Origin of the sequence: Leifsonia sp. Leaf336 (assembly GCF_001423695.1) — a bacterium.
Classification (GTDB): Bacteria; Actinomycetota; Actinomycetes; order Actinomycetales; family Microbacteriaceae; genus Leifsonia.
In genome coordinates this window covers 692912-710617 of record NZ_LMOZ01000002.1, presented here as the reverse complement: position 1 = coordinate 710617, position 17706 = coordinate 692912, and the positions used below count along the sequence as shown (strand labels likewise).

The window sequence follows — 17706 nt, the reverse complement described above, 5'->3', positions numbered from 1 at the left end:
GGCAGCAGCCATAGCACTTGCCTATGACATCAGAGTTCAGTCGCTCGTGTCGTCTGTGGACCAGGGGCCAAAAACTGTCACCCGACGCCGAACGTACATTTGGATTCGGCGGAAGATAACGATCAGACCTATAAGTCCCAGGATTCCTATACCCAATCCCACTGCCGGAAGATTCAGTATTGCCAACGCGGAGCCAATGGCGACGAGATTTATTGCAGCCGAAGCAAAGAGGGCATATACGAACTCAACGCGAGTCCCGCCCTCCATCTGGCTGAGTATCCCCAAGCGCGGACGCCGTATTTCGCTCGAAGCAATCTCGTATTCATGGATGACCCGCGCACGTTCGCAGGATAGGCGAATGATTCGGCGCGCTGGCGTCGTAACTATCACAAGCGAAATCAGAACAGCCAACACGAGGTTCCACACGCTCGCAGAGCGCTGCCAAACCAAGTATTGCGCCGCCCCGGCTACCATCAGCCAAAGAGGCTCGATGAAGCGCCATCCGGGAACTAGAAGCCCGCCAAGAATCCGCGCTGAGACCGCCCCATGCAACTCGACCAACAATTCCTTCCGGTGCGGGACTTGTTCATGGTCGATGAATTCCCGAAGTAGGCGCTCTCTTCGCCGGAGCGATACGGGCAAAGTGATCTGCGCCAGCGCCGCGATAATCGCAGTGGCAGCCGTTATCACGCCAAGTGCCTTTGCGAGCAGGTCGAAGGCTGAGGAGAGCTCAATTAGCGATTGCAGAAAAGACGCTCCTTCTCGACAGGATGGCGAATTCGTAGCAGCTCACGAGCAGAACCTACCGGCAACGGCCAGGGATAGGCGCATCTGACACAATCGACGAGCAGTCCCAGTCTCGTTTTGTGGATGCGGTGAGGCCGCACCGCGATGATCAGCAGTGACTTCTCTCGGCCGCCCACAAATCTCCACGCCCGTCACCAGGCTGCGCCCCACCCGCTCCCCCAGACGCACGCGGGGACCCCATTAGACAGCAGCGAGTTCTGAAAAAGCCGGTGGGCACGAAGGTCGCTTTGCGACCACGTGCCCACCGGCTTTTTCAGAACGTCGGGCTGACAGGATTTGAACCTGCGACCCCTTGACCCCCAGAGAAATGACCTACGTTCCCTGGCGTTCCGTGGGATGCCAGCTAGCCCGCAAAATCGCGGAAGTTCAGGGGCGGGCGAGCGCACTCATGCCTCTTCGTTCCAGGGTGTCCCGTGGTGTGTGCACACACGAGCGCACACACACTTGGATCCTCCGGGCTCTGACGTTCATCCGGCTCGCTTTCGTCCTCTGGATCTGTTGCTCTGCGCCCAAGGGTCAGGCTTCGCAGTCAAATGCGCGTCAATCAGGGAGAGCTTGAACCGCCACTCCGAAGGACCTTCACTCCAGGTATCGCCCCGGATTTGGCCAGTTCCCGTACAGTCCACGCGGCCTTCCCGAGGTGAGTAGCAACCGCATTCACATCCACCCAAGGCTCAAATTCCATCGCGGCGGGCCTTCATCAGGATTAGGGCGAGGTCGCACGCGTCTATCCCCAGGATGCGGGACGCATCAGCTATTTGCCCGAAAGTGACCTGGCCGATCTGGAGCGGCAAGAATTCTGTCATGCCCGAAGTATCCCGGCTGGATCGGGCGTTCTGGTGGACCCACCTATGCACAGCGTGTACTCACCTATATGAGTGTTCGCGCGCCCTCACGACTCGTTTCCCCGAGGACTCGATGATCTTGCGATAGTGCGTGCTGGCACCCATGCCATAAAAGTGACAATCGCTCTACTATGCCGCCATGAGCACGATAAAGCGACCCAGCGTCTCTGACAACCCTTCCCTTCACTACCTCTATGTCATTGGTGGCATCGCTGTTGGCGTCGGAATCATCACCGCCATAATTGCCGGCGCCGCCTCTGTGTCGGACAACCCATTATCGGGAACCGCGAGCGTCAACACCGTGGCGCTGACGATCCAGACCCTCGGGTACGGGTTGTCCAGCGCTGGGCTACTCGCGATCGTTGGGGGCGCCGTAGCGCAGGCGATCAACTGGCAGATCACGAACCCGCGCGACGACAGCCAAGCCAAGAGCTATCGAGAGTACAAGGCCGAACACGACTAGGTCTGCGAGCCAGTCCAGCTCTTGAGCCAAGATTGACCTGTCGTGCTCGAGATTACTTTCGTGATAGCCGACTGTTCAATCAGGATAGTAACGACGTGATAGAGAGTTAGCACCGCTTCCTGGAGCGCCTGGTCGTCCTCGAGCTTCTCCACGACCACGCCCGACGCGGTCGCCTCTTCAATGCCGATTCGCTTGTCATGACTCTTGTGATTTGACGCGTCATTGAAGAAGGCCGCAATGCGCTTTCCTTCGGCCGCTGGATCGACTGCCCTAGCCATCATGTACTTAGCGAGCCATTCGGAAACCATTTGCTCGGAGAACGCCAGCTGGTCTTCGGCGTACTGAAGTAATGAGGGACCCTGCGATGCGAGGATGGGCGCCCACACGTGTGCGGCTACCGGATTAGCAAGGATCTCGTCATGTGCCTTCTTAAACTGGTCAACAATGGACTTGGCCGAGAACTGGCGTCCGTTGATAGCAAGCTGGGGGTCAATCGGACCGAGTTGACTATGGTTGCCCATTACTATTCTGTCGGCAGCCAAACTGATCATTGTGCCGGCTGACATAGCAAAGGTGGGAACGATGACTTCAATGTCATCGAATTTGCTGCGCAAATATTCGACCATCGTTTGCGCCGCCATCGTTACACCACCTGGGGTGTGGAGCAATAGGGTTAGCCCATTCGCCCAATCCATGCCTTTGATGGTGGCCATGAGGCCATTTAGGTCCTCGGCGGTGATCATGATCATCTCACCAGGTACCTGCGGCTTCTGCAGGAACGCTGATGCGTACAACATGACGTTTCGGCCGCCGCGTATCGTGCCGATCGCTTCAAGCCCGGATCTTAGGTGATCATTGAACCAGTTATCGCGCGGCGGGCCTGGTTCGAGCCGGGTGACCTGCTCGAGCAGTTCGATCCAGGTGGACACGCACGTGACCTTATCGCCCGGATAGCGTCAGAGGCGCCGGAAGAGGAGCGTAAAAGCCCGCATAGGCCGTATTGCTTGGCTTAGACACGGAAGCGAGTTGGACCAGTTCGAGATAGTCCTCGTACTGCGCCTGCGCAATCTCGAGGGGATCTTGGCTTTGGGTAACCGTGTCCGACAATGTGCGGTCTTCTCTCTGTTGGCCCTGTTGGACGTCAGTATTGCACAGCACCTGAGGGCTGGGCAGGCGGCACTCACCACGTGACGCCGATTCGAACATATGTTCTAATTGAGGCGTGACGCGCCCGAAGCCTATCCGCTATGACAGGGACACCTGGCTTGTGATGCGCGACGACAAAGTGCTCCCCAAGGCGGTTATTCGTCGCTACGTCGATAAGGGCGGTCACGACCAATACCTCTTGATCCGCTGGAATCTCGACCCGGCAGAGCGCCGGCTAATGGCGGTCTGCCAATCCCTTGAGCGGGCGGACGAACTGGTGCGGTACGACAACCATGCGCACGGGTACTGGGACGGCCCGCCGAACCCGCACCCGGCCGGATAGCACTACGCTCATTTCTTATGTTTGAAGCAAGCAAGCGCCTGGGCGAAAACGTAAGAGATCGCAGGAAGGCGGCGCAGTTATCCCAGGCCGACCTCGCCGCACTCTCCGGGCTCGACACATCGACCGTTTCCCGGCTCGAGCGCGGCGAATTGAACCCCACGCTGACGACGCTTCTAGCCCTCGCAATCACTCTCGAGTGCGAAGCGTTTGAACTGATTGAAGGCGTAGAGCCACCGAAGCTGGTCGCCCGTTCGTCGTAACCAATCGGGTGTTAAACGAGTCCCCCCTGCATTTCCTGCGCCATCCGCATCTGACCCTTGTCCCAAACGAGCTGGGCTTGCTTGCCTGCCTCCATGCGAACCCAACCAAGGAGGCCGATGCCGTCCGCATAGATCGGCGCATCGATGGTCACGGACGGCGCTACGGCGTGCGAACCGCCAGCACCGAGCGCGTTACGCGCACCCGCAACATCGTCACGGCTGAGCGCCTTCAACACGGGCCGGAACTTCGACGCCTGCGGCTGAGGAGTGACCTCCTCACCAACCGACAACCACGCCTGCACCTGATCCGACTTCGGACCACCCGGACCCATCACCGTGCCACCGTCCGCGTACTTGTAGCCCTTCGTGGTGTTCGCCGGCATGGTCGCAGGAGCACCAACGTTGTTGGTCACAACAGTTAGCGTGACTGTCTGGTTCCGGATAGACGCCAACTGCGCCTTCAAGTTCGCGACCGTAGCCAAGGCCGCGTCAGCATCCATTTCGGCCTTGGTTTTCACCACAGGCGGCACCGCGTAATACTTATCAATCAGCGCCTGAATGGCGGGCGTCAACTGATGGGTGGCCGTGAGCTGGTCGATCAGGGCTTGCCGTGAAGCCGCAAACGCCTGCGTGCCCGCCTCGGTCGAACCTGTCTGCTTAGCTATCGCCTCTGCCGCCTGCTGATCAGCAGCAGCCTTCTGCTGAAGTGCCTGCTGATTGGTGACCGCGGCCTTCGAGTTGCCGTCGATCACCAAACCGTTCTGAGCCAGCGCATCGGTCAGCGAGTTAGTCGCAGCAGCCGAGGCGGTCTGCGCCTGCGCGACAGACAGGTTCGTCCCGTTCAGAAGGTCGAATGCGTTCTTCAGCAGGGTTGCCGCATCATTCTCAAACTGGAGCTGCCTGGTGGTGGCGGCGGCCTGGTCAGCGTTCTGCTTCTGCGCCGCTTCCGCACCCAACATGGCATCAACGGAGATGCCATACGACTTCGCAAGGTGCTGCTGCGCCGCCAACTCGCCCTGAGTGCTTATCGTGGAAAGCCCCTGCGCCGCAGCAACATCGTTGTACGACTTGATCTGCGAATCAATCTGCCGCTTGTTGTCGCTGAAAGCTGCCGCCAGATCATTGAACTCGGCGCGCAGGGCGGCGACCTTGGCGGTCGAATGCGACGAATCGTCCGAGTATGCCTGCATGGCCTTGGCCACCTGGTTCAGTGCGTCTCGCTGCCCGAGAGAGGCATCGGTGACGGTCTTTGCGCTCACACCTAGCTCACGGCCAACATCCACAGCCGACTTACCCATAGTCGTGTAGTTGCCAAGGGACTGCTTATCGGCAGCCCACTTCGCCGCCTGCAACTTCACGTTCTGCCCGATAACACCGTTATCCTGCTCAACCGCAGCCGTGTAATTCTGCAACGCCTGAGCTGCGGCGGCAGCCTGCATCCGCTGCGTCACGAACGCGGACGCCAAATAACCGATAACAGCAACAGCCAGACCGGCGACACCCATCATGGTTGACAGGTCGACGCCGACACCACGGATAGCGGTGCGCACCGTGTCAAGAATCGGGCTGATCTGCTTCCACAGGGCGAACCCGCCAGCGACCACACCAACAGCGACACCCAACGGGGTCAGGTTGCCGAGCAGCGGAGCAATCAGAGACAGCAACTGTCCGATAACGGTGACGACGGTGAGCATGATCGAACCCAGCGGCGCAAACGCGCCCACCAAATCCAGGGCACCCTTCACCAGCGACGCCAACGCATCCGCAACCTGCGGCAACGACGAAACCGCCATCTGCGTGAACTGCTGCAACCCGCCATCAGACGTCCAGTGCTGCAACGCCGCCGCCACCTGCTGCACATAAAACCCGGCCTGCACAAACAGCGGGTTCAGGATGCGGAACGCATCAATCACCATCTTGACAACCGAAATCGTTGTCCCGCCGAGCTGCTTACCGAACATCGCCATTTGACTGTTCAGGTTCGGCATCGCCGCCTGAATCGCCGCCAACGAAACAGTGAAACCCTTCAACGCCGACTCGGCAGAAGTGTTCGCCAACTGTTTGAACGAACCCGTCAGCAGGTTGATGCCCGCCGCATACTGGTTACCAACAGAGGTGCCTGCAGCCATTTCGTTCTTGATGCCGAAAATGGCGAGCACACCCGCCGCACCCATACCCGCCAGCGCACCAGCCACACCGACCGCATACCCAGATAGCGGGGCCAGCAACGGGATCAGCGCAGCGATCGCCGCAGCAATCAGCATCGTCCGGTTCGCGGTAATACCGCCCTGGTTCCCCAGACCGGCCTCAGCACCCCGCACAGCCTCAAGCTGGGCGACAGCCTCACCCGCGTTCGTGTCAACACGAATCGACGGAGACAAACTCCCCAACTCGCGCGCCTCAGCAGTTACTTCAGCGCGTTGACGGTCCCACTCAGACTTGTCAAGGCTCAGCTTGCCAACGATCGAACCCGCCGTCGTCGGAGATTCCCCCGCCATCCGTTACCCCTTAAATACGAAACCCCCGCTGCAACTGCGGGGGTTATCCGATGCTTCAGATTCAGCGGCGATCAGGCCGCTTTGTTCTCTATTCGCGACAGCTCGTTATGGAGCAACATGCCTCGGGCATACTCAACTGCGCCGTCCCTGCCACGAGCCTCAATAAGCTCGACAGCCATACGCCACAGACAGGCATCCAGCATCGCCGCGAGCGTTTCCAACGGCTGATCGTCAGTAGCAACGAAATCGATCACGGCCGGTACTGAAGTACTCGACCCGTTGATGTATTGGATTACCTCGCGGTAGATCAGTCCTATGGGGTCATTGACTCCCGTGCTTGACATGTGGGGCGTCCTTTCGGAGTGGGCGAGCTGATCGGCTGGGTGCCGGTGATTGTTACGGTGAGGTGGCGGCGAACTCGACATACAGATTCCCCCAGTCGGAAATGGTGCTCGGCGTGAACGCGAGGACGTAGTCACCCCAGGAGTTCGTGATTGCCTGCGACCACTGCTGCCGTTGCGTCGTACCCTCAAACAGGCGCACCTTCGGAGAAGTCGACCCCGACGTATCCGTTTCAAGACGCACCGTGAGGTTGAACGTCGACCGGGCAGTCATCGGCTGCAACCGGAACCGCTCCGATGTTTCTGTCGAGGTCAAAACGGCGGACTCAATAAAGGTGGTGTCGGAACTGTCCGACATGGCGTCACCGGGTGTGGCAGCTCCGCCAACGTTCGCCCACGAACCCACATTCGCGGTGGGCGCGCCTGGGAGCACTGTCGCGTCACCGGAGGTAGGCACGCGCACCTCGGTAGTCGCGGTCGTGGACTGGCCGTTGGCATCGGTGACGACGCATTGCAGGACGTACAAATCACCTGCGGACCCCGTCGTGAGGCTGACCGTGTTGGTGGTCGCGCCCGTCAGCGTGGGTCCACCGGAAGCAGGGTAGACGTACGACCACGCGTACGAGGCGATCGTGCTGGATGACGACGAGGCAGTTACCGAAGGGGTGATGTACGTTCCTGGGGCGGCGTTCCAGTTCGCTGAAATGGTGACTGTCGGGGGTGGCCCAGAAGACACGCCGATGAAGTCCGAAAGGGACGTGTCATAGGCGAACGCATCGAAGTGGATCTGTTCTGCAGAGGCGCTGTACTTACCCTCGATGACCTGATCCAGAGTGAGACCGGTGCCCACATTCGCAGCGTTGTTCACGTAGACCGTGTCTAGTGGCGTCGTCGAGTTGCCCAAATAGTACGCAACCTTGATCGTTCCGTTCGTGGCCGTAGACCCGGCCACGACGTACGCTTCCAACCGGTAGTAGGTGCCGTTTCCGCACGCGGTCGCGAACGTGTTTACACCGCCGGTACCGCTGGCATCGTCGACCCGCAGTTTGCCCGAATTGACCCCGGACCCGACGAGGTGAACGCTGAATACTCGGGTCCCACCCGAGTGGATTCGCATCAGGTGGGTGTCAGAGGTCGCAGTGGCGTCCGGTTTGAAGTACATCTTCGCGGAGCATTTCGTGCTCGAAAAGAGCCAAGAGCCGTATCCGCCGACGCCGCCGGCCACAACAGCGCCCATCGAGCCTTGGAACGCGGACGCAGAGTCGTACTTGAACCCAGTGCTGCCAACGGAATCGAACGCTGAGCCTGACCCGCCACCGGAGTTGCCGGCGGTGATGGCTACACCACTCGTGCCACCTTCGAAATTGTTAGTCACGTTGGTCAAGTCAGACTCCCTTGTAGAGGTAGTGGGTTGATGGGGAGACGCCCGCAGCAGACAGTTGCGCAGCCGAAGGCGGCCACGATGTGGTCACGTTGTACCCCGTCAGAGGCGTGTTGTCGGAGCGGCGAACGTCGAGAGTGGTCGCTGGCCCATCGGTCCACCAGTACGTGGACTGAAGAATGGCGGCGATGAAGAACCCTTCGAGCTGCGGGAACGTGTGGTGATGCCACACGCCGCCTTTCACGTGAAGGCGACCGCCTTGCGGGTTCCGGGAACCCACCCACGTGAACTTGATGTCCGCGCAGGAAGGGTTGGTCGACGTGTTGTCGATGGCGAAGTTGCAGTCGGTGATGTTGACGGTGCCGTTGACGGACTCGTATCCGAGGATGGAGCCGTTCGACCAACCACCCAACGACTGCCCGTTATTCAGGGCAGGGTCAGTGTTCTGGTTGTCGGTGATGTGCTCGAACTTCACCCGGGTCAGCGAGTACACGCCGGAGGTGCTCGAGTTCTGGTCGTTGACCGCGTAATGGGAAACGTTCGAGTGATGCAGCCACGAGTCGGTGAGGCTGTGGGTCAGCTCGTTGTTGCCCATGATCACGTCAGAGCGGCGTGGCCTAGCCGGGTTTAGGTCCGCAGGGAGTCGCCCGTCAGACTCCACGTTGTGGATGTTGTGATAGCCGCGAGCGCTCGACAGGTTCGCCATCTCGAACGGCGGTGCGCTCATACACGCGCGCCCAGCCGCCAAGAACCGGCAATACCCGATATCGCTGTACGCGCCGTAATACAGCACGATCCCCTGGTGGGGTGCCGGCTGCGGCACAACAATGCCAGTGTCGGAGGCGGTCGCGGTCAACATTTGCTGGTCCTCGGCCTGGAACGTCACACCGGCAATGAGGATCGGCGAGCTGGGATTGCTGCCGTCGAGACGCATCATGCCCATTTGCAGGGGCGCGAAACTGGCGGCCGTCATCGACGCCATCGCATTCAACTGCGCGGTGGTCATCGAGTTGGCGTCCATTTGGATCTTGCAGGCCAACGGGCCATCAGTGCAGAGGAAGCCCTGCAAGTTGGAGTGCCACAGACCGAATGCGTACGTCGGGTCCCCGGAGGAACCGATCAACCGGAACTGGTTCAGGTGATAGACGCTCGGCTGCCCGAAGGCGTCATACCCGGTGAGCTGGATGACGGTACGCTTCCCCTGTGCGGCCACCGTGTTGATGACCTGCTGGTAGAAGTCCGTCGTCCCGGACGTATTCAGCGGCACAATGTTCGTGCCCGAAGGCCAGTTCGCTGTGAGGACGGCGCGGTCGGAGAACGCGTACGGCGGGTTCGAGTCAGACCAGTCCGCCGGGTCAGTCGGCGGAACAATAGCTGCACCCGTCGCACGAACACCATTCACCCGCAACCGCGGCCCAGTGGTCGCTTTTCCCGCGGGAAGCGACAACCGTCCGGGGCTATCCCATTGGCTTGTCCCCGCCGTGTAGGTAACGCCAACAACAGGTGTAGGCGCCGGCATCAGCCGTCCGTCGCCTCAGGTGTCTGCTCGGCCTCTGGGCCGCTCGCAGAGAAGTGGATGACGCGAAGAAACCGGGGCTGACCATCGGATGCGTTCTCTGTAGGGGTCAATTGGCTGTCCTTAACGAAGAAAAGCCCCGGAGGGCTTGGCTTTAAATGAAGAAGCCCGCCATGACAGCGGGTCAAAGATTGCTTTGCTCGGGACTCTTTTTAAGAGTCGCCCGAGAGAGCTGCGCGGATTCGAGCCTCCACGTTCGCGGCAACCGTGGAGATACGTTCAGCCTCATTCGTTACGTCGCGACCCAACAGGCTATTCAGTTCACCGGCCGCTTCCGCCGCGTAAGCCTGTTCAGGGGATGCCGTCTCAAGCCAGGTCAGCTTCTCCAGCTGCTCCGCGGTCATGTCGCGCCTTCTGCTCTCTAGGAGTGTCGAACCGTATGCACCCGCAACGGCGCTCATCTGCCGATGGGACGCAAAGCCATACGCCTCAGATAGAAGACGATTGGGGCTGTCCTCAACATGCGCATCGTGAGCCAATTCGTCAGGCGTCTTCCCGCCCATGTAATGCGCCAGCTCGCCAGCCTGAAGCGCGGCCGTGATTTGGTCCGGGGACGCCGACTTCACCCATTCCGGCCCGCGTTGCTCAAGCGTCACCGCGGGCCTCATCCTCACTGATTTCCACGAGGCTGCGCGTTACTTGCTCGTCCCTTGAGAGTTGTTCCGGGAATCGGAACACAGCACCACCTGGGGTCACTTTGACCACGTACGTAGGGACGTTCGCGTTTGGGTTGTTGGTCCGCCACTCCGCGTGACGGTAGTAGAAATGCGGTTCGGCCTTTGCCTTGTGGACGGCTGCAATCTGTTTCAACGCCTCCTGCGTTTCAGCCCAAGGAGTGACCGTCAACGATTCCGCTTGGGTGATGTAGCTGCGATCAACGCTCGAGTTGGTTGAGTGCAGGTCTTCCCAGACCGAACCCAAGATTCGATCCAGGAAATAGCCCGAAGAGACGGGGGCGAGTTCTCGATCGCGCGCCCGAAGGACGCCATCAGAGGCCACCTCCATGTACGCATCGCTCGCGGAAGCGAACCTGTCAGCCGACCATGCGGGCACGCCCAAGTCAATGGCCTGCTGGCGAAGCTCCGCAACGGCAGCGTTGTGGTTCACGAACGCGAGAACTAACTCACGGACCTTCCAATAGACCTCGTTGCCGAGTTCGTAAAGATTCGGACCCGGGCAGTACGCCGAAACCTTGTCCGCCAACGCCTGCACCTCACGCTGACGAACCTCTGATTCGTACTCCCGCTTGGCGTGCTCAAGGCGAAGAATCGACGCCTCCGCATACTCCACCACGGCTTGCTGGTCCTTATAGGCCGACCACTCACCATCGCCGCGAACGAAAGCATCATGCGCCTGCTCAAGCGCCAGCCGCCCCTGCTCAAGCGCCAGCTGAGCATCCTCAATGTCTTCGGCGGTAACCGGCTTCAACTGTGGCTTAGCCATCAGGCCGCCTTCCCATTCATGTAATTGTTTAAGTCTTCTTCGGACACAACCCAATGGCGTCCATCGATGTCCTTTGACCCGTGCAGCCGACCGCTCGTGAGCATGTTCGTGACGGCACGCGTGCTCAATCCGAGTCGGTCGGCCACACGGGTCACCGAAAGGAGAACCGGCTGACTATCCCCAACCTCAGCCATTAACATTCTATCTTGTGGTATAGAAAGACTTCCGATGTCGGAAGCGACCGGATGAAGGGCATCTAATAGTTCGAGGATGTCTGAGCGGATTGTTCCCATGCGGCGTCGGCGCTGCTCGCCAAGATCGGTCAGGAGCACATGCAAAACCCACCCCGCTAGCTGTGGCGGCACCGCCACAGAACCATCCGCCGCGCGAAACGCTCGTAGGCGCCGAAAGTCGGCCTCTCTCCCCGTCTCAGTCATCGATCACCCGGTAGGGTTCAGCCGTGGACCAATCCAATTGGATCAATCTCGGCATCCTCGTGGTCGCAGCGATAGCCGCAATCGTCGCAATCTTGCAAGTGGTCGAAGCTCGAAAGGCCCGAGATGAATCCGTGAGGGCCCGCGATGCGGCTAAAGACCACGAGGCCCGAAGCCTGAAAGCGTCTGAAGATGCGGCCGCGAGCGCGGCAGACTCCGCAACGGCACACCAACGGATAGCAGCAGCCACAGAACAGCAAGCTGAGATCGCCCGCGACCTGGCGGCGCGCCAAGATTCGTGGACATTCCGAAACTTCGGCCCAGCAAACACTGACCAGCACTGGGAGATCAGGAACAACATGGGCGAGCCGGTGCGGCTCCTCAGCATCACTGCCTCTGACGGTTCATCCTGGATCGTGGAGGACGAGGGCACAAACATGCGCACTGTCATCGCAGGCGGAAGCGCGGGTTTTACGTTCATTCGTCGATTTACTTCGCCCGCCCGCATCACGGTTCGAGTTGTCTGGATTGGCTTGCACGAGCAATTGCCGAGTAGTTTCGAGCACACAATCTCAGCCACCGAAGGACTCACCTAAGCCCGTCCCTGTCCGAATTACGCTCACCTGGATAGTTCGCGTCGCGAATCGCCTTTAGCAGCTCCTCACGTGAAGGCTTCTTCGCTGCCCGCTGACGGCGCAACTCAATCCGCGTGCGAGCCTTCGCGATCGCCTCCCGAACCTCATCACGCAAAGCCGGCGTCAAGCCCAAAGCCTCAGCCAAATGCGCGACCCGCGAGAGCAACTCCAAGTGCTCCTCAGCCGGCGAGGAAACGCGTCCCTCCGAAGGCCGCGCCCACTCCTCGACAGACTCCATCTGATCAATCCACGCCGCGTACAACTCTTCACGGGCCAACGCCGTGCAATACGCCGACGTCAGATCCCGAAACTCCGGCTCCCACAAATACTCGAGCTGCGCATGCTGCCGCAGATCCGACTCAATCTCCCTCGCCAACGGCAAATACACGCGCGGAGACTTCGCCCCATGCTTCAACGGCCCCCGATTCCCCACCGAAACCCGATTCCCCCTCTGAAACGGCGGACGCTGACCAGGAAACGCCGGCACCCACACGGAACCATCCGGATTCAACGGGCGATCCTCGCTCACGACAACACCTCCGCTAAAGTGCGTCCCATGGACGCTTCGTGGATTAGCGCGTGGCTCGGACTGATCGGCGTCGTCATCGGCGCGCTCGCAGTCTCCGGAACCACACTCATCACGGAACATTTCAGACGGCGAAATGAGCGCAGTCGCGACGCCGCCGCGCGCGAAATCATCCGACGCGACAACCTCCGAACCACCATCGTCAGAGTGCAAAACTCAGTCAACGCATTCGCGCTCGACAAGAACAACGCGGAACGACTGAGACGAGCTTTTGATGAAGCAACGTCCAGCCAAGTTGAATTCGGGCTGCTAGTCCTCAACGGCGACGAGGCCGCAGCAAACGCCGTAACCAACGCGGTCAAAGCAGCCATGAGAGCCACAACGGCCGAACAGACCAGCTGGATCTCAGTCGTTCTGGCCGACCAGCTGCCCCGCTGGTACAGAGGCGAGATAACCGCCGAAGAACTCAACCAAACAGTCGGTGCGATCACGTCAAAGATTCCAGGTACCCCGAGAACCCAGGCGCTCCCCTGACCCGTAGATTGCTGAATCACAACATCCTCCGATCCAGCTCCAAACGCAGTTCTCGAGCCTCCCGACGCCGCGACGAACACTCACCCCGCAACGCCGCCACATACTGGCGCACCAACTCCGCACCAGGCTCATCCACCAACCCAATCCGCAACAACGCCGCCTCAAACTCATCACGCAACGCATGCTCCCTACGCGTAGCCCGCGCACCATCCAGATTCACAACGCCCTCCCACCAAAACCGGATTTCAGGATTTCTCTGCAGATTTCTCGGCATATGGCGGGGGTGGCAATGCTGGAAAATCCCTCCCCCACCCCCCTTGGTAGGCGCCCATCATTGGCAAGCTCGACCACCTGCGCTGTGCCTTGCCCGTAGCCGGCGACGGCTCGCACACTTGACACGCCGTCATGTGCTCGCCTCAACAGGCCAGTCATAGCAAGGGACTCCGTGGCGTGATCACAACGTGAGTGCACACCATCCCAACGCGTGCGCGGGGAGTTCGAGCAGACCACCGAAGCCACGCGGACAGACCGCTCACGACTGGTTGGTGTGGTCATTTGGTGCCCCTGTCGATGGTGATGAGTTCGTGGTTGTGGCGGCATCGGTGTCCGCAGGCGTCTGCGTTGATGATGTCGAGTGCTTGTTGGGCTAGTGGGCGTTCGTGCCAGAGGGTGATTGTTCGGTTGCACCAGGCGATGACTGCGTAGTTCCCGTTTCCGTGGATCCAGTTGATGTTGTGTAGTGCGCAGTTGAGGAAGGTGTGGTTGGTGCGGTGTTTGCTTTGGCAGTTGTGTTGCCGGTAGGTCTTCATGGGGTGCTCCTGCGTGCGCTCCTTGCTCCTGGACCTCTGTGTGTGGGAGCAGGGGAGCGTAGGGGGTAGGGGTATGAAATGGAGTGGTTGTAAGGGTTTTGGTGTCCCTTGGTCGTCTGCTCCTGGTTGCTCCGGGAGCGCTCCTGGGAGCGGTTCATGCGACGTGCTCCCGTGCTCCTGACATAGGGGTTTGGGGAGCAGGGAGCGCGACGAGAGCGACTGTTGGTGATCCGGCGTCGCGCCATGCTCGGAGGGCGTGAAGTGCTCGAGTGGACCCCCAGCTGAGGCGTTCTTTCACGTCTCGTTGGCTGATAGGCGACGGCACGAGCTGGGCGAGCGCGTCCACGTCGCCTTCCCTGACCGTGATTCCCACTGGCTTGTCGCTGCCGTCCGGTGTTTTGAACTGCCACCGGGTGTCGTCGCTGTCGTCGCTCCAGACTTTGAAGATCGCCGCCAAGGGTTCTCTGTCATCTTTGGGCGATGCTGCACGGAGGCCGCCGTGGCGATCTTTCACGATGGTGAGCTGTGCGCGTCCGCCGTTGCCGGGGGTGAACCTGTCGAGCACTGTCGATCGGAGCATCACTCCCCCGACTGCGCGTTTCTTCGCTGCCGTACCGGTGGCGCCATATGACTGCGATTCCGAGTTCTTGGCTAGGTGGTCGATGGTGACCAGGGCGCTGCCGTGGACGGCGAAAGGTTTCAGCGCCGCCGAGTGCATGGCCGTGTAGTCATCGGGGCTATTCGAGGACGCGTGGAACATGACCATCAGTTCACCGATGGAGTCGACGAGCGCAATGTCAGGCACCCAGTCTTTGAGGTCTGCGACGACTGCGAGCATTTCCTCGGCATCATTCGGTGCCGCGTACCTGAACCGTTGCGGATCCGAGAGCACGTCTGGGTCGACGCCCATGCTGATGAGCCGCGCGAGCGTTGGTTCTACGCCGTTGTGGTCGATATCGACGATGAGCGCACTGCCACCCACGGAGAGCATGTCAGCCTGTACGCATTGCACCATCAGCGTCTTGGCCGTCTCGGGGTCACCGATGATCTGGTTTTCCTGCCCTCTGTAGAACAGGCCCACGCCGTCATCGCGAAGCCCAACCGTGGGTGCCGGCGCCGCGAGGTGACTTCCGTTGAGGATTGCGCCGACGTTGGCGTACTCGTATTTGGTCAAGCGACTGCCCCGTTCAGTCCGTACTTGCTCCTCCACTGTTCGCGGCGCTCGCCTACGTCGACTGCGTGCACGATCTGCCTGCTAGTGCGCTGCACGCAGTCGCAATACGCCTGGTGGTAGTAGCGGGCGGCATCGGCTTCCGCTTGGGCGAGTGCTGCGGCGTATGCAGTAATGACCTGTTCGAATAGAGCCGCGTGGTCCGCAATCGCTTCGCTGTATGCAGCCGAATAGATGAGCGATTCGCGCATGCTCAGACTGCTCATGTCGACCTTGCGGATAGCGCTGCGCGCACACGTCGGGTGCATAGCGATCGGCACCTGCCACGCCTGAAGCCCCTCACCACATGATCGGCACGTCAGGGGGTCGGCACCTTGGAGCGCCGCACGCTCAGCGCGCGTCATGAAGCCCGCGCTCACCAGCCGTGCCCAGAGAGAAAGGCGCGCACTTGCGCACGAGTGACGTTCATTCTGTCGTGAGGACTGCGGTAGCCAGCCTCCGCAAGACGTTGGATGTCGTCCAGAGTGATGGCGAGGCGGCCGTCTTTGAAGCGCAGCCGGCGCGTTGGGCGCCTATGCCAGTTGTTCCAGCGGGCGATCACCTCGTCTAGCACCGGGTCTGCGTGTGTCCCACGATCTGCACGCGCGTTGGTGATGTCGTCGGGGTGAACTTCGTTGCGTGCGAGCTGGTCGATTCGCTTGCCGCGTGCAGCGGCTAGGTGCTCGAGAAACTTGTGGGTGGCGAATGCTCTAGCGATGTCCTCAGCGGGAGCTTCGCGCTCTTCGGGGGTGGGTAGGGGTTCGCCAGTTACTTCATCGAACTCGGCGTAGAAGCGTCCCAACGGGACGATGGGGCCTGTATTCATTGCGGTTCTTGCTCTCCGGTTCATCGGTGAGGCAAGTCGTCTGGGTGTTGACGAGAGCTGTCACGACCGCCTGTTGTCGGTTCCCTGCTGTTAGCTGTCGGTGCTCCTCACGCACCGACAAGTTCTATGAGCGGCTGGGTGAGGATGAGCACCTTCCGGCCCAGCCTTATTGCCGGGATGGTGCCGGCGTTGACGCCTGCGTAAACGGTCTTTCGGTCGACGCCGAGCCACTCGGCCGTGTCGTCAGCGGTGTTAGTGGGCTTCGTCCGCTCGAAGGTCATTTCTGCACCTCCACCGATGCTGCAACCCTTCGGAGCATGTCCAGCACTCGTGCGTATCTCAGAGCCGTATCGCCGTGGGGTGTGCGCTTGCCGCATTCCCATCGCGAAATAGCTGCTCCGGAGACGCCAACAGTTGCGCCGAGGTCAAGCACGCTCATGCGTAGCGACTGGCGCAGCGCTCGCGCATCGCCAGTCGCTAGCGCTTGGTGCGCCTCCGCGATTTTTTGCAGGTCGCTGGTGTCCACATTTTTACCTTACCAGAACCTACCCATTAACGTGCCGCTTATTGCCTTTCCTTACCACTTATGGGCATTTTCCCAGGTTCACTTCTTTACCAGTAGCGCGTCATGTGAGAGCATGGGCGCATGGCAAAGCCTCTTGACTTCGCATACGACTTCGGAGATCCGGACGACTACCTCACGTTCGTATCCCGCGGATGGACGGTCGTCCCGGGAGACAAGACGGATGTGATCGACGTCCAAGTAGGGGCCGCAACGTATCCCAAGCGCTTCGAGACGTACGTGACTTCGACCGCTGATGACTTTGCTTGCCTGGTCATGTTCCTGGCTGACACCAATTCGAACGACATCCACTTGGCTGCTGTCCTTTCGTCAGCCATGGACACTGACGACGCGATCGACAGGATTAGCTCTGTTCGACCCCTCGCCTGGTGGAAGCAGCAGGGCATTCTTGGCCTTGCGTTCTCAAAGGACCGTGTTTCCGCCGACGACAAGCGCGATTTCTTAGGCGCGATCTTTGACCTGGACCAAGAGGAGGTCGGCCGAGAGGAGGTATCAAAGGAGTACGCGAAAGAGCGCCACCCTTCGCAGTCTGGCAGCCAGTCTCGCCGACGAATGTCGGACGTGTTCAGCGAAGAAATTGCGGGGATTTACCGAACCGCTTGGGAGGCTGGCGAGAATCCAACACAAGCTGTCGCCCGCCACTACCAGAAGCCCTACTCGACCGCTGCTCGCTGGGTCGGTGAATCCCGCAAGCGCGGCCACCTCGGGCCGGCTGACGGCTCTAGGGGCGGCGAAACAACAACTTCCACGGACGACTGATCCGCGGATAAAAAAAGGCCCTCGCGCCTGCTGGAACAGGCACGAGGGCAGCCCACGATGCACAACATGAAAGGAACGCATCATGAACACCAACAAGGCTACCGCCCGGGCCAACGACGGCATCCGTGCTCTCACTGACCTTCCGACCGCCGCACGCTACCAGAAGGCGGCACGCACCTTCACCCGCGAGGACACGTTGGGCGACGTGTACTGGGCGGCCAAGAAGCTGCACCTCGAGCCTTCCAAGCTGGTTCTCCGCACCCTCCAGGTGCTTCCGGCCGAGTAAG

General features: G+C 60.3%; 23 protein-coding genes. 7 read left to right on the top strand and 16 right to left on the bottom strand.

From position 1 onward, the window contains the following. Positions 1-36: 36 nt before the first annotated feature. Positions 37-690: a hypothetical protein gene (locus ASF88_RS20420; RefSeq protein ID WP_157498334.1), complete on the bottom strand. Its 654-nt coding sequence runs from the start codon at positions 688-690 to the stop codon at positions 37-39. A 1101-nt stretch (positions 691-1791) separates the two neighbouring features. On the opposite strand from ASF88_RS20420, the gene ASF88_RS20415 reads away from it, so the two are divergent. After that, positions 1792-2115, top strand: coding sequence for a hypothetical protein (locus ASF88_RS20415; protein WP_157498333.1), 324 nt, complete (start codon positions 1792-1794; stop codon positions 2113-2115). Here the strand turns inward: ASF88_RS20415 and ASF88_RS12215 are convergent. Beyond that, on the bottom strand, positions 2112-3044 hold the full coding sequence (locus tag ASF88_RS12215; protein WP_157498332.1) for an SDH family Clp fold serine proteinase: 933 nt from the start codon (positions 3042-3044) through the stop codon (positions 2112-2114). The genes ASF88_RS20415 and ASF88_RS12215 overlap by 4 nt on opposite strands. A 293-nt stretch (positions 3045-3337) precedes the next feature. Here ASF88_RS12215 and ASF88_RS12210 point away from each other — a divergent pair, with 293 nt between their 5' ends. Both ASF88_RS12210 and ASF88_RS20115 read left to right on the top strand, forming a co-directional pair. Further along, the gene (locus ASF88_RS12210; protein WP_055918636.1) at positions 3338-3604 is read left to right on the top strand and encodes a hypothetical protein; all 267 of its coding nucleotides are present in this window, start codon (positions 3338-3340) and stop codon (positions 3602-3604) included. Between the two features lie 17 nt (positions 3605-3621). Next, positions 3622-3864 (top strand): helix-turn-helix domain-containing protein, encoded by a 243-nt coding sequence (locus tag ASF88_RS20115; RefSeq protein WP_082518931.1) that lies wholly within the window; start codon positions 3622-3624, stop codon positions 3862-3864. A gap of 11 nt (positions 3865-3875) precedes the next feature. On the opposite strand, the gene ASF88_RS12205 is transcribed toward ASF88_RS20115, so the two are convergent. The 7 genes from ASF88_RS12205 to ASF88_RS20110 form a co-directional block, all read right to left on the bottom strand. Further along, positions 3876-6362 carry a hypothetical protein gene (locus tag ASF88_RS12205; RefSeq protein WP_157498331.1) on the bottom strand — a complete coding sequence of 829 codons (2487 nt, stop codon included), beginning with the start codon at positions 6360-6362 and terminating at the stop codon, positions 3876-3878. A gap of 71 nt (positions 6363-6433) precedes the next feature. Next, positions 6434-6706: a hypothetical protein gene (locus ASF88_RS12200; protein ID WP_157498330.1), complete on the bottom strand. Its 273-nt coding sequence runs from the start codon at positions 6704-6706 to the stop codon at positions 6434-6436. 52 nt (positions 6707-6758) lie between these two features. Next, positions 6759-8078: a PKD domain-containing protein gene (locus tag ASF88_RS12195; RefSeq protein WP_442915031.1), complete on the bottom strand. Its 1320-nt coding sequence runs from the start codon at positions 8076-8078 to the stop codon at positions 6759-6761. A 10-nt stretch (positions 8079-8088) separates the two neighbouring features. Continuing rightward, entirely contained in the window at positions 8089-9486 is a 1398-nt protein-coding gene (locus ASF88_RS12190) for a hypothetical protein (protein ID WP_157498328.1), read from the bottom strand. Between the two features lie 326 nt (positions 9487-9812). Further along, positions 9813-10256, bottom strand: coding sequence for a hypothetical protein (locus tag ASF88_RS12185; protein WP_157498327.1), 444 nt, complete (start codon positions 10254-10256; stop codon positions 9813-9815). Beyond that, positions 10246-11103, bottom strand: coding sequence for a hypothetical protein (locus ASF88_RS12180; RefSeq protein ID WP_055918615.1), 858 nt, complete (start codon positions 11101-11103; stop codon positions 10246-10248). The genes ASF88_RS12185 and ASF88_RS12180 overlap by 11 nt, the downstream gene beginning before the upstream one ends. Next, positions 11103-11435, bottom strand: a complete 333-nt coding sequence (locus tag ASF88_RS20110) for a helix-turn-helix domain-containing protein (RefSeq protein WP_162242575.1) — start codon at positions 11433-11435, stop codon at positions 11103-11105. Before ASF88_RS20110 ends, ASF88_RS12180 begins: the two co-directional genes overlap by 1 nt. Positions 11436-11563: 128 nt before the next feature. Between ASF88_RS20110 and ASF88_RS20410 the strand changes: the two genes are divergently transcribed. Continuing rightward, on the top strand, positions 11564-12133 hold the full coding sequence (locus tag ASF88_RS20410) for a hypothetical protein (protein ID WP_157498326.1): 570 nt from the start codon (positions 11564-11566) through the stop codon (positions 12131-12133). Here the strand turns inward: ASF88_RS20410 and ASF88_RS12175 are convergent. Next, entirely contained in the window at positions 12126-12701 is a 576-nt protein-coding gene (locus tag ASF88_RS12175; RefSeq protein WP_157498325.1) for a hypothetical protein, read from the bottom strand. The genes ASF88_RS20410 and ASF88_RS12175 overlap by 8 nt on opposite strands. A gap of 27 nt (positions 12702-12728) precedes the next feature. On the opposite strand from ASF88_RS12175, the gene ASF88_RS20405 reads away from it, so the two are divergent. Next, positions 12729-13232: a hypothetical protein gene (locus ASF88_RS20405; protein ID WP_157498324.1), complete on the top strand. Its 504-nt coding sequence runs from the start codon at positions 12729-12731 to the stop codon at positions 13230-13232. A gap of 551 nt (positions 13233-13783) precedes the next feature. Here ASF88_RS20405 and ASF88_RS20400 read toward each other — a convergent pair. The 6 genes from ASF88_RS20400 to ASF88_RS20100 all read right to left on the bottom strand — a co-directional run bounded on the left by ASF88_RS20400 (position 13784) and on the right by ASF88_RS20100 (position 16603). Further along, complete coding sequence (locus ASF88_RS20400; protein WP_157498323.1) at positions 13784-14041, bottom strand: hypothetical protein; 258 nt, start codon at positions 14039-14041, stop codon at positions 13784-13786. Between the two features lie 154 nt (positions 14042-14195). Then, positions 14196-15215, bottom strand: coding sequence for a hypothetical protein (locus ASF88_RS12170; RefSeq protein WP_200935274.1), 1020 nt, complete (start codon positions 15213-15215; stop codon positions 14196-14198). After that, a complete protein-coding gene (locus ASF88_RS12165) occupies positions 15212-15463 on the bottom strand; it encodes a hypothetical protein (RefSeq protein ID WP_157498322.1) in 252 nt (83 codons plus the stop codon). The genes ASF88_RS12170 and ASF88_RS12165 overlap by 4 nt, the downstream gene beginning before the upstream one ends. Before the next feature lie 164 nt (positions 15464-15627). Then, the gene (locus ASF88_RS20395) at positions 15628-16077 is read right to left on the bottom strand and encodes a hypothetical protein (RefSeq protein WP_157498321.1); all 450 of its coding nucleotides are present in this window, start codon (positions 16075-16077) and stop codon (positions 15628-15630) included. Between the two features lie 107 nt (positions 16078-16184). After that, complete coding sequence (locus ASF88_RS20675; RefSeq protein WP_162242574.1) at positions 16185-16358, bottom strand: helix-turn-helix domain-containing protein; 174 nt, start codon at positions 16356-16358, stop codon at positions 16185-16187. Then, positions 16355-16603, bottom strand: coding sequence for a helix-turn-helix domain-containing protein (locus tag ASF88_RS20100; RefSeq protein ID WP_157498320.1), 249 nt, complete (start codon positions 16601-16603; stop codon positions 16355-16357). Before ASF88_RS20100 ends, ASF88_RS20675 begins: the two co-directional genes overlap by 4 nt. Before the next feature lie 120 nt (positions 16604-16723). On the opposite strand from ASF88_RS20100, the gene ASF88_RS12160 reads away from it, so the two are divergent. Both ASF88_RS12160 and ASF88_RS12155 read left to right on the top strand, forming a co-directional pair. Next, entirely contained in the window at positions 16724-17419 is a 696-nt protein-coding gene (locus ASF88_RS12160) for a hypothetical protein (RefSeq protein WP_055918608.1), read from the top strand. Positions 17420-17501: 82 nt separating this feature from the next. Next, positions 17502-17705 (top strand): hypothetical protein, encoded by a 204-nt coding sequence (locus tag ASF88_RS12155; protein WP_055918606.1) that lies wholly within the window; start codon positions 17502-17504, stop codon positions 17703-17705. Position 17706 lies beyond the last annotated feature (1 nt).

Bases quoted from the DNA above. Each gene is read 5' to 3' on its own strand.
- ASF88_RS20400 (WP_157498323.1), bottom strand. From the start codon at position 14,041: ATGAAGACCTACCGGCAACACAACTGCCAAAGCAAACACCGCACCAAC.
- ASF88_RS20115 (WP_082518931.1), top strand. From the start codon at position 3,622: ATGTTTGAAGCAAGCAAGCGCCTGGGCGAAAACGTAAGAGATCGCAGG.
- ASF88_RS12165 (WP_157498322.1), bottom strand. From the start codon at position 15,463: ATGCGCGAATCGCTCATCTATTCGGCTGCATACAGCGAAGCGATTGCG.
- ASF88_RS20405 (WP_157498324.1), top strand. From the start codon at position 12,729: ATGGACGCTTCGTGGATTAGCGCGTGGCTCGGACTGATCGGCGTCGTC.
- ASF88_RS12180 (WP_055918615.1), bottom strand. From the start codon at position 11,103: ATGGCTAAGCCACAGTTGAAGCCGGTTACCGCCGAAGACATTGAGGAT.
- ASF88_RS12155 (WP_055918606.1), top strand. From the start codon at position 17,502: ATGAACACCAACAAGGCTACCGCCCGGGCCAACGACGGCATCCGTGCT.
- ASF88_RS20675 (WP_162242574.1), bottom strand. From the start codon at position 16,358: ATGACCTTCGAGCGGACGAAGCCCACTAACACCGCTGACGACACGGCC.
- ASF88_RS20395 (WP_157498321.1), bottom strand. From the start codon at position 16,077: ATGAATACAGGCCCCATCGTCCCGTTGGGACGCTTCTACGCCGAGTTC.
- ASF88_RS20415 (WP_157498333.1), top strand. From the start codon at position 1,792: ATGAGCACGATAAAGCGACCCAGCGTCTCTGACAACCCTTCCCTTCAC.
- ASF88_RS12200 (WP_157498330.1), bottom strand. From the start codon at position 6,706: ATGTCAAGCACGGGAGTCAATGACCCCATAGGACTGATCTACCGCGAG.
- ASF88_RS12205 (WP_157498331.1), bottom strand. From the start codon at position 6,362: ATGGCGGGGGAATCTCCGACGACGGCGGGTTCGATCGTTGGCAAGCTG.
- ASF88_RS12160 (WP_055918608.1), top strand. From the start codon at position 16,724: ATGGCAAAGCCTCTTGACTTCGCATACGACTTCGGAGATCCGGACGAC.